Source organism: Micromonospora sp. NPDC050200 (genome assembly GCF_040656135.1).
In the GTDB taxonomy this organism is placed as follows: Bacteria; Actinomycetota; Actinomycetes; order Mycobacteriales; family Micromonosporaceae; genus Micromonospora.
In genome coordinates, this window is the sequence record NZ_JBFALG010000095.1 from 1 (window position 1) to 15,517 (window position 15,517).

Below are 15,517 nucleotides of genomic sequence, written 5' to 3' on the forward strand. Positions count from 1 at the left end.
TGCGGCCCTGGCCATCCTCCACATCGACCACCAGCGAACCACCTGAAACCAGGCGCTACACACAGTCACGAGACGTTACGCGGAATGGCTCACTGACCACCGCAGCCCTTGTCTGTGAAAATGGGTCCTTCGCAAGAACCATGATCACGCAAGGGCTGCCCTCATGATCGCCTTGGGTCACATCGACGGACCCGGCAGGTTAAACGGCAAGCTCAGGGCAGCCCACCGCGACGAGGTCGTCAAGCGGGTGCACGTCGACTCCGTGCTCGCGAGCGAGTTCTAGGGGCAGAGCCGGTCTCATTCCTGGCGGGGGCGTGTGGCGCTCGCCGACCACCGCGGACTGGAACGGCGCCGGGCACCTCTTCCTGTTCGCACCGCAGGAGGGCATCTTCCTGGATTCCACGCTGGACCAGGTGGGCTCTGCCACCGGGTTTCCTCGTGGTGTCCTGATCATGCCGGTGACCGCCGACCATCTCTACGCCGACGACCTGCAACTTGAAATCGTCGGGGACGTAAAGGTCGTGTACCGGGTCGTCCGAGGCGACTCAACCTGGAGAACCGCGTACAACGCTCAGCACGCCGGCCTGGGGCGGTTTTCGCGGGCGGTCGCGAGACGAGCGCTGGAGCTGGAAGGGTTCGACGAGGACTTGGTGCCCGAGTGAGCGTGGGCAACATGGTGGCCGGCCGGCGTGGTCTTGGCTCCGATCACGTCGGCGCGCCGCAGCAGCCGCCGGGCGGTGGCGTCGTCGAGGAAGCCGCCGCCCGGGCGGCATCCCCACGGGCAGGCCATCTGTTCGACCAGGCCCCACAGACGGCAGATCATCGGCCGGACCTCGTACACCGAGCACAGGCCGATCTGCGTCAAGGCCGGGCAGCTCGGTGCGTTCCGCAACCGCGGCGCCCTCGACCGCTCCCCCCGCCCACCGCCTCGCTGTGCTGTACGGCGAGTGACCAGGACCGGCTGCCGTGTTCATCCGCGCCGGCTGTAGATCGGGGCGGCCGGCGGCCCGCCACCGATCCGATGGTGGGGCCGCGGCCTGTCCGTGCGGGCCGAGCCCGGGGCCCGGCCCGCACGGAGCGTCGGATCAGGTGCAGGTGCGGTCGGGTTTGAGAGAGAAGTCGGCCGTGATTGCCTTACCCGCCTTGGCCTTGATCGATTGGGTCTGCGGCGCCCAGCCGTCCTTGGCCGCGACCACCGTGAGCGGGCTGTCGCTGGCGTCGAGCCAGAACACGTACTGACCGTTCTGGTCGGTCTTCAGCGTGTAGCTCGCCCTCTTCGAGGTGATCTGCACGGTCGCTCCGGTCAGTGGTGCCCACTTGCCGGTGCAGCCGACTCCGGTGACCGTCCCGGTGATCTTTCCCCAGGTCTTGGCCGGGTTCACCACGAACGTCACCGGAACCGGCGCGATCCCGTACGGGGTCTTCGCGCCGATCGTGAGCCGCGCGGTGAACGTGCCCGGCTGGGTGATCTCGGCGACGTTCGCGTTGAAACTCACGGCGACGTCAACGCTCTCGCCCGGCTGAAGCGTCACCTCGGTCTTGTCCACTGACAGCCAGGGGACATCGATCGTGGCGCCGCACTGGTCATAGCCGGGCAGCAGCTCGGAGTTCTTGGTGATCCCGGTCCACCCTCGCAAGGAGCCTCCGATCTTGTAGAAGCCGCAGGCGGAGCCGCCGCGGAAGACGGGGTAGTTGGAGTTGGCCAACGCGGTCCAGGTATCGGAACCCGGGTCGTAGGCGAAGCCCCGGTTGGTGACCGTGCTCTGGCCGTCGGTCACGCCGCCGGACAGGAGGAGCTTGCCGTCTGCCACCGAGTAGCCCATCGCCCACAGGTCGATCGGCAGGTCGGCAACGGGAGCCCAGCGGTCGGATGCCGGGTCGTAGCTGTAGGCGTGCTCGGTGTTGCCCATGGTCGACGTCGTCCCGCCCGCGCAGTACAGCCCGTCTCCGACGGCGCCGCAGCCGAGCCAGGAGATCGGCTGCGGATACGCCGTGCTCGAACTCCAGGAGTTCGCCGCCGGGTCGTACACCTGCACATCCGTCTTGCCGCAAGCGGTCGCACAGCCGCCGACGATGTAGATCTTGCTGCCCAGCACGGTCACAGCAGCGCCGCCGTACGGTTTCGGGTTGTCGGCGCCGGTGGACCAGGCGCCGGTCGCTGGGTCGTAGATCTCGGTCTTGGCCGCCGGATTCCCGTCCTCGCCCCAGCCGCCAAAGACGTAGAGCTTGCCGCCGTAGGCGGCAGTCTGCGGCGCCGTCCGGGCGGCGCGCAGGCTCGGCAGGGCACTCCACGCCTGAACTTCTGGGTCGTAGACGTAGGCCTTGTTGAGGGTGTACATGCCGTCGGTTCCGCCGACCGAGTAGACCTTGCCGTCGATGGTCGCCGCGGCGTTGTCCATGATCGGTACGGGGTAGTCGGCCACCGTGGTCCACGGCGCCGTGTACGGCGTCGCCGCCGGCTCGGCGGCCGCCGTCTGCGTGGTCTTGTCGGGCCGGAACCGCAGGGGGCTGTAGTTGCCCTTCACCTCCTGCAGCGGAGCGCCCTGCTGCGTCGCGGCGGGCTGGTAGCCGCTCCGCAGCTTACCGATCTTAGCGGTCACCGGGGCGGTGCCGGTGTTCTTCACCGTCAGGGCGGCGCTGTCCTGACCCTGCCAGTCGACGGTCTTGCTGAACTGGGCCGGGCTGACCGCGATCCGGGGTGCGGGCAGCGCGAACGTGCCGCCGTCCGTTGCCTGGTTCGGGGCCAAGGTGGCGGTGATGTCCTGTGCGCTGTAGTGCCTCGCCGTGGCGGTGAACGTGTGCTCCCCTGTGAGCGAGGAGAACATCCAGTAGAAGCCGTCGCCCAGGTTCGGGTCGTTCGGCGTCGCCGCCGAGGTCGTCTTCTCTGCGGGCTTGTCGGCCGAGGTCACCGTGGCCCCGTTGATACCGGCTCCGGTGTTCTTGTCGGTCACCCGGCCGACGACCAGGCCACCCGGCGTCGGCTCACAGGTGCGGTCGCCGAGGAAGACTTCGTCGACCTGCCACCACATGCCCCAGCTGCCGGTGAAGTGGAACCGTACCTGGACGTTGGTCTTGCCGGCGGCCTGGGAGAGGTCCACGACCTCGGTCCGCGGCCCCCGGGCAAAGTCGCTGCCGTGATGCCAGACGGTGGTCCACGTCTGGCCACCGTCGACGCTGAGATCGATGTCCCCGGTCTGGCTCGTGTGGCCCCAGTAGTCGGTGCGGAAGTGCAGGGACGGGTGGGTTCGCTGGCTGAAGTCCGTAACCGGGCTGATCAGCGAGGTGTCCTGCGACTTGCCGGAGCCGTAGTAATAGCTGTCGATGATGGCGAAGTCGCTGGAGTCGCCGGTCCTGTTGAAGCGCTTGCCGGGGTCGTTGAACACCCAGGTCTGTCCGTTGCCAACCTTGTCGTCCACGGTCCAGCCGGCCGGCATGGTGCCGCCGTCGAACGACTCGGTGGTGCCGGCGTAGTGGTAGCCGGCCGCGCTGCAGGTTGTCTGGTCGACCGGCGCGTTGACGTCGTGCGTCACATCCGCCGAACCCGCCTGAACATCGTGAGAATCCCGCTGGTAACCCGGGTACAACGGGTCGACCTGCAGGGTGTAGGTGTCCCCGGCGGGCAGGCTCAGCGTGTACTTCCCCGTCTTGGGGTCGGTGTAGGCCACCGCCGTCGGCTCATCCTTGACCCGCACGGTCGCATACAGTGGCCAGCCGTGACCAGAACCGTCACGGACCGTACCGGTGACGTTCACGCGCGGCTTCGCGGTCAGCGCAAGGTTCTGGGTCACGGTCTGCCCGTCGGCGACGGTGACACCCGAAACGGTCTTGGTCGCGTACCCGAACTTGCTCGCGCTGATGTCGTGCGTTCCCGGTGGCACGATCCAGCTGTAGCGCCCCTGCCCGTCCGTCATCACCGTGACATCACCCACGGTGACCTTGGCCGCCGCCAGCGGCGCGGTGCCATCGGTCACCGTGCCCGTGACAGTGCCGCGCGGCCCGGAAAAGAACGCCGAGACGTTCAACAGCAGGTTGGGGGAACCGGTGCCCGGGTCGGTCACCACCCCGGTGGTAGCTGAGGAGGTCAGCGCCCCCGCGACCTGCGATGGGGTGGCGGTGGGGTTGTCCGCCAAGTAGAGCGCGGCCGCTCCGGCCACATGCGGGGACGCCATCGAGGTGCCGGAGATGGTGTTGGTCGCCGTGTCGCCGGTGTACCACGCCGACTTAATGACTGACCCGGGCGCGAAGATGTCCACCGCGCTGCCGTAATTGGAGAAGCTGGAACGGGCATCGCCGTCGGTGGTGGAGCCGACGGTGAGGGCCTCGGCCACGCGGGCCGGGGACGAGGTGACATCCCTGTTCTCGTTGCCCGCCGCCACGGCGTAGGTGATCCCGGAGGCTATGGAGTTGCGGACAGCGGTGTCCAGCGCCGTGTTGGCACCGCCACTGAGGCTCATGTTGGCCACCGCGGGCTTGACGGCGTTGGCGGTCACCCAGTCCACGCCCGCGATGACGCCGGAGATGGTGCCGTTGCCGGCATCGTCGAGCACGCGCACCGCGACGATCTTGGCCTCCTTGGCCACACCGTGCGACGAGCCCGCGACCGTGCCGGCGACGTGCGTGCCGTGGCCGTTGCCGTCCGCGGCGATGTTGTCACCGTCCACGGCGTCATACCCGTAGCTGGCGCGGCCGCCGAAGTCCTCGTGGCTGATGCGCACCCCGGTGTCGATGATGTAGGCCGTGACTCCGCGGCCCGCCGTACCCGCGTAGGTGTAGCTGCTGTCCAGCGGCAGGGCTGGCTGGTCGATCCGGTCCAACCCCCAGGAGGGCGGGTTGAGCTGAGTGCCGGCCGGGTCGGTGCCGGTCACCTTGACGGTCTGGTCCTGCACGACGGACTCCACGGCCGGGTTGGCGGCGAACCGCTTGGCCTGCTTCTCCGTCAGCTCGATGGCATAGCCGTTGAGCGCCCTGTCGTAGGCCCTTTTGACCTTGGCACCGTACTTGGCGGCCAGCGCCTTGCCGTTGCGCGAGTCGGCGTCGGCTCCCTTGCCGAGGACCACGATGTACCGATCCTTGATGGCACCGGATGCGCCTGCGTTCTCGATCGTGCCTTCGGCCTGGCCTGCCGCCGTCGCGGGCAGCGCCGGACCCACGCCAAGCATCAGGGCCGCGACGGTGACCATGAGGGCGCGCCGGGTACGTGACATCACCGGCATCAGAAGTCCTCCTCTGCGGCGACGGCGAGCGCCACGATCAGCACGCTGACGCATCTGACCGTCGTCGTCAGTGTGAGCGGACGCGATCTGAGACGGGTTGGTTGCGCGGAAGGGGGATAAGACATGCACAGCTCTCCTAAGAAAATGCAGCGGGTTGAGCTGTGTCTATCTGTCCCGGGTCGGCGTGCACAACACTTTGGACTGGCCTATTGTGGACGTTGGCACCGATGTGCCACGGTAAATGGATGGCGGGCCCGGACTCAAGCCTCAACAACTCGGTCGTCGCGGACGCGCCCTCGGGGCTGGCGCGGTCCCTCGAGGCGCTGCACGTCTCGGCCTTCGACGAGGCGGTCTATCGGGCCCTGCTCGGCCACCGCGACATCGGCCCGCCGGAGCTCGCCGAGCGGGTCGGCGCGACGGTGACCCGCGTCGACCGCTCCCTCGGCCGGCTTCGCGACCTCGGCCTGGTCAGCCGGCTGGCCGGCCGGCGCCGTCGCTACACCGCGGCCGATCCCGAGACCGCGATCGAGGCGCTGATCCGCAGCCGGACCGCCGACCTCGAACGCGTCCGCTCGGTCAGCGTGGAGCTGGTGGCCGCGTTCCGCGCCGCACAGCGGGGCGGCGGCGAGGGCGACGTTGTCGAGCTGGTCCATGGTGCCGAGGAGCTCAGGCGCTGGTTTGTACGGCTGCAACAGCAGGTACGCGAGGAGATGCTGGTCCTCGACCGGCCGCCGTACGCCCTCGCCGCCAGCAACCCGGTCGAGTCGGTGATCCTGGCGCAGGGCGTCCGATGTCGGGCGGTCTACGCACCCGAGGCGCTGGAGATCCCGGGTGCGTTGGAGGAGATCACCGAGCTGGCCCGGCGGGGCGAACGCGGCCGGGTGCTGCCGGGGATGCCGCTCAAGCTCGCGATCGCGGACGCCCGAGTCGCGTTGCTGCCGCTGTCACTCGACCTGGAGACGACGCAGGTCGCGCTGATCCACAAGTCGACGTTGCTCGACGCCCTCGTGGACCTGTTCGAGACGTACTGGGAGCTCGCGGTGCCCATCGGCGGCGACGCCGGGGAGGTGCGAACGATCGACGAGGAGACGCGGCAGCTGCTCACCCTGCAGGCGAGCGGGCTCAAGGACGACGCGATCGCCCGGCAGCTGGGCTTGTCGATCCGGACCATGCGGCGCCGGATGCGTACCCTGCTCGACGAGCTGTCGGCCACGAACCGCTTCCAGGCCGGCGTCCAGGCGGCCCGCCGCGGCTGGCTTTGACCTGGATCCGCGGATAGCGGAGGCGTGATCGAGCTCAATCACTGACGGTCGATGAATGCTGTGATGGTTCGGCGGGTGGGCGTGCCAGGTGCTGCGCGCGGGCATCCCGCTACGGCTGATCGCCCAGAACCGCGAGGTCGGCCCGATCCCCCTCGCCGCACCGCGGCCCGCACCCGCCAGGCGGCAACCACGCGCGGGGCGACGTCGGCGAACACCCCTGTACCTGCCGAGAATGCCATCTGGGCAGCTCAGGCGGTGTGCTCGTATTGGTGAAGGACACCACCGAGGCGGTCACGCCGGTGGATATTCAGCCGGGCGAGTTGGTCCGGGTCGGTGATCGGTTCGGGCAGCGGCTTCAGCGGCCGGACGTTCGCGATGCCCTGATGCGGTCGGTGTAGGTTGTAGAACCGCTCGTACTCCCGTAGCGCATGCAGCAGATGTCGATGGTTCCAGATCAGCGTGCGGTCCAGCAGTTCGCGGCGGCAGGTCCGCACCCACCGTTCCATGATCGCGTTCATCCGGGGTACCTGGACGCCGCTGCGCGCTACCTTGACGCCGGCGTCGGCCAGGATCGTGTCGAACAGCGCCGGGTACTTGCCGTCCCGGTCCCGGATCAGGTATCTGACTTTGCCGCCGGTGTCTTCGAGATCCATCACGAGGTTGCGTGCGGCCTGGCCGACCCAGGCGGCGGTCGGCTGCGGCGTGACGCCCAGGACGTGGATGCGGTGGCTGGCGTGTTCGATCACCGTCAGGATGTACATCCGGGCTCCGGTCAGCGTCACGATCTCGATGAAGTCTGCGGCCAGCAGCGCGTGGGCCTGGGAACGCAGGAAGTCCGTCCAGGGGGTGGCGGCCCGATCGGGTGCCAGGTCGATTCCGGCCTCGCGCAGGATCTCCCAGACGGTGGACGGGGCGACCTTGATCCCGAGCGTGAGCAGTTCCCCATGCACCCTCCGATACCCCCAGCTGCCGTTCTCCCTCGCCAGGCGCAGTACCAGGGCCCGGATCGACCGCACCGTGCGGGGCCGGCCGCGCCGCCTGGGCCGCGACGCCGCAGCGTGGCGGCGCGCGATCAGGTCACGGTGCCACTGGAGGACTGTGTCGGGCCGGGCCAGCAGTCGCAGGCGCCGCAGGGCCGTCGTCGGCAGCGGGTGCAGCAGCGCGGCCAGCCACGCCCGATCGACCGGCTCGAACCGGACCTGCTGCCCGTCGAGTTGGCGCTGCAACACCGCGAGCTGGTGGCGCAACGAAAGGATCTCGATGTCCTTATCGTGGTCGCCGCCAGGCAGCAGTCGCAGCTACGTCAACGCGTTCGTGATGCCCAGGTACGCCAGTCGCAGCAGCATGAGGCGGCATCATCGCGTAGTCATCGGTGACGATGGGCAGGGGCGACGAACCCTCGATCAGACCAAGGTCGGGCCCGGACTCCCGCGACCTGCACGGATGCCTTTCTCGGCAGGTACAGCGCCACACCGTGCCATGCACGACCAATCTCGTGGGCGAGGAGGCCGCCACAAAGCCTCGTCCATGCACGTGCATGCGAGAGGGCGCCGCACGGTGACGTGCGGCGCCCTCTGCCAAGGACGGATGTATGCCGTCCGGCTCTGGCTTGGCGTGTCAAGCAGTGGCCGTCCGTGAATCCTCACGCGCCAAGGCCCGGCACGCCGTCAGCTCCTCAGGGGTGCACTCGGTAGGCATCCATGATGATCTCGACGAGACTGCCTCCTTGGTCGTCGACCGCCGTGGTGCGCAGGCTCACGTTCCCAGCGGCAACCCCAGGCAGGGTGGCCACTGCCGACGCGCCGTCGACCTGCGCCGAGGCCGGCGACCAGGTTTTGCCGCCGTCGGTCGAGTACTCGACGCCCTGGACGTGGGTCGCTCGCGCCCTCGCACCGACCTGGTGGCCGGCGGTCAGGGAAAGCTGCACCGCCTGCCCGGCCGCGACCGACTGCTGTCCGTCGTAGGCGAGCTGGTAGGTCAGGTCGATGAGTGGCAGGGTCTCGTAGCCCTGAGCGACGTGGCCGCTGCGGAAGCGCCACGTGGAGGTGACGTCCGTGCCGAGCGGCCACTTCGTGAACGTCCGCTTGGCGTGAGAGGTGAGCCGGTACCACGCCTCGCGGGGGCTGAGCCCTTCCGCCGTGAGGCGGCCCACCGCGTCGGAAGCTGCGATGGTCACACCGGCGTCGTCGGTGAGCGTCACGTCACCGGTGTCGGTCACCGTCGTGTTGCCGGTGCGGTGGCCTGCGCTGTCCGAGAACATCGGCAGCCCGAATCGCAGCTCCTCGTCCTCGGTCCGGTACACGTAGGGCAGGGCGTCCGGAGCGGGGTTCGACCGGATCGACAGCGACGGGTTGAAGGGGCCACCGAGGTACGACTCGGGCGTGACGGAGCCGGCGGCATACGTGGTCGGCTCGGAGTCCATCCACCCCAGCGGCACCGACCCGCCGCCCTCGCCCTCGAAGGTGTAGTGGCGGATCGAGGTCGTCCAGGCCAGGCCAGGGGTCCGCAGGATCCGCACTGTCGAGGGCACCCGCACGACGGCGCGGTCGCCGATCAGCAGGCCGTCCAGGTCGGCCGCGCTCATGATGGTGTTGCCGTATCTGGTCACCCCGAGGGCGGGCAGCGTCGTCGGCGACGCGGCCAGCTGGGAGGCGTCCTGACGGAAGTCCGCCCCGGCCGGCACCTCACCCTGGACACGCTGGACGACGAAGGCCGCCTCACGCGGGGTGTCGGTGCCGACGAGGTCGAGCGTGAGCGATCCGGTCGCCACGGCGGCGGCGAAGGCCGGCACCTGCTGGGACGCCAGGACGAACACCGGAAGAGCGGTGCTCGTGGCGTACTGGTCAGCCAGCACGACGGCCTTGGCTCCGGCGTTGGCAAGGGCCGTGACGCGGAGCCCGCGGGTGGCGAACGGCACTGAGGTCGGGAAGGTCGCGAGGGCGATCGCGCCGGAGACACCGGCACGGGCGATCTCGGCATCCGTGGCGGCCCCCACGTCGACGACACGCGCCGTCAGCCGTCCGACCCACGGCTGGCTGGCCGTGCTGGTCAGGGCCCACTCGGTGTCCGCACCACTGCGCGCGGTGACGAACGGCTCGAAGTAACCGCCCTCGTTGAGGAACTCGACGCCGGGGATCGGTCCCGATGGGGCGGCATACACCTGGTGCATCTCGTTCATCGTCGGGGCGACGAGGCCCTGAACGCCCATCGGCAGCCGCGAGAGGACGCCCACGCTGCCCGAGGCGAGCCGGGCCACGGTGCCGGTCAGCCCCATCCGCACCGGTGCGGCGTGGCTGAGGTCAGGGCTGAACCGGACGTCCTTGTCGACGACGATGTGCTGCGCGAAATGCGTGGACCGGGTCGCCAGCACCTTGCCGTTGCTGCCCAGGTCGGTCTCGTAGGTGTGGCCGTAGACGCGATAGGAGCCCTCGGGCAGGGACACCACCGAGGGTGTGGCGTTCGTGATGTTGAACCACGTGTACCCGGTCTGCTCGTTCTGGATCACCGTGTAGAGGAACGCGAGGTTGGCCGTGGCACGCGGCGTGGGACGGACCAAGGTCACGTTGTGCATGGGCGGGGCCACGACCACCGCCACCGGGGTACGCACCTCCATCCCGCCGGGTGCGGTCGCGACGACCCAGCCTGCATACTTGCCGGGCCGCGTCATCGACGCGGCGACCGTGGCGGTCGCGGTGCCGGCCTCGCCCGGTGCGAGCCGGAGGCTGGCGGACGGGAGCGTGACGAGGCCCGCGGGGGCCGCGGAACCGGTATCGCTGTCGCGCAGCGAGACCGACAGGCTCAGCGTGAGCGGGTGGTTGCTGACGTTCCGGTAGCCGAACGTCCACGTCGAGGGCGCTGCGGCGGGCAGGGTGGCCGTCGCGGGCCGGTCCGTGGTGGCCACGACGTCGGTGGCGGTGGCCTCGTCGACGTCGAGCTCTCCGGCCCCCTGGGCGAACGGCGATACGTCGATGTTGCCGTCCGCCGCGCCGACGAGGGCTGCCTTGAGGTGCTCGCCGTCCCAGTCCGGATGCTTCTGGGCGAGGAGGGCGGCCGCGCCGGCAACGTGCGGGGTGGCCATCGAGGTGCCCGACAGGCGCGAGTAGTACGTGTCGACGGCGGATGCCGGGTAGGTCCCCGCCGCGCGGGCCGCGACGATGTCGCTCCCGGGCGCGGTGATGTCCGGCTTGATCGCCAGGTCGTAGCTGCGCGGGCCCTGGCTCGAGAACGGCGAGCGCGCGCCGGTCTTGGTCACGGACCCGACCGTGAGGGCCGCATCCGCGGCACCCGGGCTGCCGACCGTCTCGGGAGCCCCGTCGTTGCCGGCCGCGACGACGAACAAGGTGTCCGACGACGCGCTCAGGGCGTTGAGCACCTGGGACAGGCTGTCGCGGCCGGCGTCGGGCACGCTGGCGCCGAGGCTCATGTTGACGATGTCGGCGTCCTGTTCGACCGCCCACACCATGCCCTGGATGATGCCACTCTCACTGCCCGATCCGAACTTGTTGAGCACCTTGCCCTCGAGCAGCTTCACCCCGGGCGCCATGCCCGTGTAGCGATCGCCGGAGGCGGCGCCGGTGCCGGCGATCGTCGAGGAGACGTGGGTGCCGTGCCCGTTCTTGTCGTCGACCGTGCCCTCGTTGACGAAGTCCTTGGAGCCGACGACGAGACCGTGAAGGTCGGGGTGCTCCATGTCGTAGCCGGTGTCGAGCACGGCCACCGTGACCCCGGCGCCGGTGAGCCCGCGCTTCCAAGCCTTGGGGGCGCCCGACCGCGGCACGCTCTCGTCCAGGGTGGCCTTGACCGTCCCGTCGAGGCGCAGCTGCGCGAGGTCCCCCGACTCGGCCGCCGCGCGCAGCTGCGACCACGCAGTCGCGGCATTCTGCTTGGCGACTGTGCCGGCGGTGAGTCCCACCCTCGACAGGTCCGTCACGTCGATGAGGCCGGCCCGGGTGGCGATGTCGGGGGCGGCGCGCAGCAGCAGCGGGATGTCCGCCCGGCTGCGGTCACCGAGGCCCATCGTGGTCAGTGCCGTGACGTCGAGCAGGCGCCGGTCGATGCGGTCGGCGCCGTATAGGTCGGCCGTATCGGACGGAATCACCAGCTCGTGGTCGTTCAGCCGGACCCGGGTGAAGCTGACGTCCTCGCGGTTGGGACCCGGTTCGACGTCGAGCACCTGAAGGCCGATGCCGGTGCCACGGGTCGTCACCCGGTCGCCGGTGACCAGCGTGACGATCGAGTCGCCGGTGGACGCCGCAGGCGACTGCGCGGCTGACGCCGCCGGCGACGCGGTGCTCGCCGGGGCGCTTGGTTGCGCGGCTGCTGCTGTGCCGCTCACCGCGGCCGAGGCGACGAGTGTGATCGCCACGGCCGAGGCTATGGACTTGATGAGGCGCATAGAGTTCCTCGCAGTCAGAAGGACAATGGCGCCGACCGTAGGAGCGTGTGTCACCATTGTCAATGGTGACACTGGAGGCGATGATGGATCTGAGCGAACGGCTCGTAGCGCTCGGCCTGAGCGGCTACGAGGCCCGCGCCTACCTGGCGCTGCTGCGCCGGGAAGGCGCGACCCCGGCCGAAGCGGCCCGGGTGGCCGGCCTACCGCGGCAGCGCGTCTACGACGTCCTGCGCACCCTCGCCGAACGTGACCTCGTCATGGTCGTGCCAGGGGATCACCTGCGGTATGCCGCCGCCGACCCCAAGTCCGCGATGGCGGCCCTCGTCCAAGCCAAGCGGCAGGCTATGGCAGACCTCGAGCGTGACGCCGATGACCTCGTGGAACAGCTGACGCCGGTGTGGGACCAGGGGCGCGACCGGGGCGCGCCCCTGCAGTACGTGGAGGTCCTGCGGGACCGAGCATCGGCGGCGGCCCGGGTGTCCGCACTCATCAACGGTGCCGAGCACGAGTACCTCGCGTTCGTGCGGCCACCCTTCTTCACCCAGCCGACCTCCGACGACAACCACGAGAAGGCGCAGGTCATCCGAGCCATCCACGATCGCAGCTCGCTGAGCTACCCCCAGATCGCCGAGCACGCGAAGCAGGCCGCCGCGGCGGGGCAGGCCATTCGCATCGTCGACAGCCTCCCGCTCAAGGGCGTGATCGTCGACCGGCGCGTGGCTGCCCTGCACCTGCCCGACCCCGTGGCCGGTGACACGCAGTACACGACCGTGGTCATCGAGCACCCCGACATGGCAGAACTGCTCGCCTACGCATTCGAGGCGCTGTGGAAGACCGGCGTCGCGCCGGACGAAGCGCTTGGCGAGGACGGGTGAGCTCCATGCGGACCTTCGTATCGACACAACCCATCGATAACATCACAAATCCACAAGAGAGCAAAACTCCGCCATCACCCGCAACGACCCCAACACCTTCTCTACCGACGGCAACCCAAGCCGCGCACGCTGTCTCACAACCCGGCACGCTGCCACCGGCTGGCGCGGCTGGTGCTCTCAGAGGTCGACCCGGGCGATATGGGTGCGCCGTGACCGCTGTCGGTGCGAGTCGGTGAGTCTTTCGAGCAACGCCGCGCGTGGCGTGACGTCGCCGCCGTGGGCGCGGGCCACGGCGGCGACGATGGACAGTCCCAGGCCGGTGCCGGACGACGGGGCGGATAGCCGGTCGGCGCCGAGCCGGCGGAACGGGAGCGCCGAGCGATCTTGAGCGTTCGGGCTGGTTTGACAGTGAGGCAGAGACCTAAAGAATCAAGGCGTATCTCTGATCTAGACCGAGGAGCCCTGTGATGTCGGGTTCAGCCGGTATGCGCGGCGACGGTGCCGCGCGATTGCCCCGGTTGGCCTCGCCGGCCTTTGTGGGTCGTGTCAGGGAGCTGGCCGCGTTGGCGCAGGCGATGGTGCAGTCACCGGCTCTGGTCCTGGTCGAGGGAGAGGCCGGGATCGGCAAGAGCCGTCTGGTGCTGGAGTTTCTGGCGTCCCCGGCGATGCGGGCGCGGCGTGGTCTGGTCGCGGTTTGTCCGCCGTTTTGCGAACCGGACACGCTTGGCCCGTTGTTGGATGCGATACGGCAGGCGACCGAATCGGTTGCGGGTCTGGGGTTGAGCGCGCTGGCGGGGACGCTGCGCCCCTTCTTTCCCGAGTGGGCGGCGCACCTGCCGCCACCGCCGGAGCCGCTGGATGACCCGCGTGCGGCGCGGCACCGGTTGTTCCGCGCGTTGGTGGAGCTGCTGGACCGGCTACGCATCGCGGTACTGGTGGTGGAGGACGCGCACTGGGCGGACGAGGCCACGGTGGAGTTCCTCCTGTTCCTCGTCACGCGTCCGGTTGTCTGGTCCAGCTCCCGCCCAGGGCTGCTCGTTACGTATCGACCGGAGGACCTGCCCGCGAATACGCCGGTGGTGCGGCTGTCCTCGCGGCGGCCGGCCGGGACCACCCAACTGCGTATCCCGCTGGGTGGCCTCGACGTGGCCCAGACCGGCCGGCTGATGTCCTCGATGCTGGCGGGCGAGAGCATCTCCACCGAGTTCGTGGAGTTCCTGCATCGGCACACCGCCGGGATCCCGCTCGCGGTCGAAGAGGTGCTACGCCTGCTGCACGACCGTGCCGATCTGACCCACCGCGACGAGGGCTGGGCGCGGCGCCGGTTGGACCGGATCGACATACCGGCCACGGTCCGCGACGCCGTGCTCGAACGGGCCGCGCGGCTCGGCCCCCCGGCCCAGGCGGTGTTGCGTGCCGCGGCCGTGCTCGCCGACCCGTCGGACGGGGCGATGCTCGCCGCAGTCAGCGGTCTGACCTCCGGCGACGCGGACCAGGGCGTGCCTGAAGCCATCCAGACCGGCCTGCTCCAGCAGGACGCCCGCGGGCTGTTTTCGGTCCGGCACCCGCTGGCGGCCCGGGCGGTGTACGACACGATTCCGCCGGCCGAGCGGCGTGCGCTGCACCGCCGTGCGGCCGACCTCCTCCAACACCGTACGCCCGCACCGCTGGCCCGCCTTGCCCGCCACTTCCGCGAGGCCGGCGACATCGCCTCGTGGCTTCGGTATGCCGAGCTGGCCGTGGATGTGGCGCTCGGCTCGGCCGACGAAGCCGCGGCGGCGGCCCTGCTGTACCAGCTGCTGGAGAGCCCGGATCTGCCCGTAGGCGACGTGGCCCGTCTTGTGGACAAGGTGCCGTTCGTCGGGTTCACCGGTCCGGCTCGCCTGGACATCTTGGTGCGGGCGCTGCGCCGGGCCGTGGACGGCGCTTCGCTGCCCGTGCGCGAGCGCGGTCTGGCACGGCTGCACCTCGCCCGGGTGCTGTCGATGGGGGGTGAGATCGCCGCAGCCTACGACGAGGCGGAACGGTCAGTTGCGGAGTTGCCGCCCGGGTCGCTGGAGGCGGTGCGGGCGATGGATCTCCTGGGCCGGCCGGAGATGTTCGCCGGGACCATGGCCGCGAACCTGGACTGGTTGCGGCGCTCGGCCGCCACGCGCGAGTCCGGGTGGTCCCCGGCGGAACGGCTCAGCCTCGTCGTCGGCCGGGCGAGTGCGCTGCTGAGAATGGGCGAGGAGTCGGGGTGGGTCGAAGCGGCCACGATTCCGCAGGATGCTCCTGATGCGACGACGCGTCGGCATGTGACTCGGGGGCACCTGAACTTCGGAGGTTTCGCCATGTACTGGGGCCGCTACCACCGGGCCCGCCGTCACCTGGCCGTCGCCCTCACCCTCGCCGATCGGCACGACCTGATGGCGGTACGGGACGTGGTGGTCGCCACTCAGGTGCACTTGGACTGGTTCGTTGGCGAGTGGGCCGACCTGGCCGAGCGGGCGGACGCCGTGGCTGGTGCCGATGACCCCTCACCTATCATCTGGGCCGAGGCGAAACTGGTCGCCGGCATGGTCCGCGCGGCAACGGGCGCAAGCGTGCCTGATCTCACCGTGGTGCTCGACGTGGCCCGGCGGTACAGCCTGGCCGAGCTCTACATGGAGACCGCCGCCGCGATCGCCACGTCACGGCTGGCCGATGGTGATGTAGACGCCGCACTGTCCGTCACCGAGGAACCAGTACGGATCGTCGCGGCCAGGGGAATCTGGCTATGGGCTGTCCCCG

At 69.8% G+C, this 15,517-nt stretch carries 7 protein-coding genes and 1 pseudogene; 4 read left to right on the forward strand and 4 right to left on the reverse strand.

The genetic code is table 11. The features are described from left to right. Positions 1 to 314 precede the first annotated feature (314 nt). Positions 315 to 662: a hypothetical protein gene (locus AB0I41_RS32695; protein WP_357114762.1), complete on the forward strand. Its 348-nt coding sequence runs from the start codon at positions 315 to 317 to the stop codon at positions 660 to 662. Positions 663 to 1,085: 423 nt separating this feature from the next. Here AB0I41_RS32695 and AB0I41_RS32700 read toward each other — a convergent pair whose 3' ends face one another. Beyond that, on the reverse strand, positions 1,086 to 5,213 hold the full coding sequence (locus AB0I41_RS32700) for a S8 family serine peptidase (RefSeq protein WP_357114764.1): 4,128 nt from the start codon (positions 5,211 to 5,213) through the stop codon (positions 1,086 to 1,088). Positions 5,214 to 5,458: 245 nt separating this feature from the next. Here AB0I41_RS32700 and AB0I41_RS32705 point away from each other — a divergent pair, with 245 nt between their 5' ends. Then, on the forward strand, positions 5,459 to 6,475 hold the full coding sequence (locus AB0I41_RS32705; RefSeq protein WP_357114766.1) for a helix-turn-helix domain-containing protein: 1,017 nt from the start codon (positions 5,459 to 5,461) through the stop codon (positions 6,473 to 6,475). A gap of 248 nt (positions 6,476 to 6,723) precedes the next feature. Here the strand turns inward: AB0I41_RS32705 and AB0I41_RS32710 are convergent, their stop codons facing one another. Continuing rightward, on the reverse strand, positions 6,724 to 7,722 hold the full coding sequence (locus tag AB0I41_RS32710; RefSeq protein WP_357114768.1) for an integrase core domain-containing protein: 999 nt from the start codon (positions 7,720 to 7,722) through the stop codon (positions 6,724 to 6,726). A gap of 428 nt (positions 7,723 to 8,150) precedes the next feature. After that, positions 8,151 to 11,840: a S8 family serine peptidase gene (locus tag AB0I41_RS32715; RefSeq protein ID WP_357114770.1), complete on the reverse strand. Its 3,690-nt coding sequence runs from the start codon at positions 11,838 to 11,840 to the stop codon at positions 8,151 to 8,153. A gap of 92 nt (positions 11,841 to 11,932) precedes the next feature. Here AB0I41_RS32715 and AB0I41_RS32720 point away from each other — a divergent pair, with 92 nt between their 5' ends. Then, complete coding sequence (locus AB0I41_RS32720; RefSeq protein ID WP_357114772.1) at positions 11,933 to 12,745, forward strand: helix-turn-helix domain-containing protein; 813 nt, start codon at positions 11,933 to 11,935, stop codon at positions 12,743 to 12,745. Positions 12,746 to 12,922: 177 nt separating this feature from the next. Here AB0I41_RS32720 and AB0I41_RS32725 read toward each other — a convergent pair. Beyond that, positions 12,923 to 13,114 (reverse strand): annotated as a pseudogene (locus tag AB0I41_RS32725) (ATP-binding protein); the annotation flags it as partial. 98 nt (positions 13,115 to 13,212) lie between these two features. On the opposite strand from AB0I41_RS32725, the gene AB0I41_RS32730 reads away from it, so the two are divergent. Then, positions 13,213 to 15,517: AAA family ATPase (locus tag AB0I41_RS32730; RefSeq protein ID WP_357114774.1), on the forward strand; the 2,305-nt coding region annotated here is incomplete at its 3' end.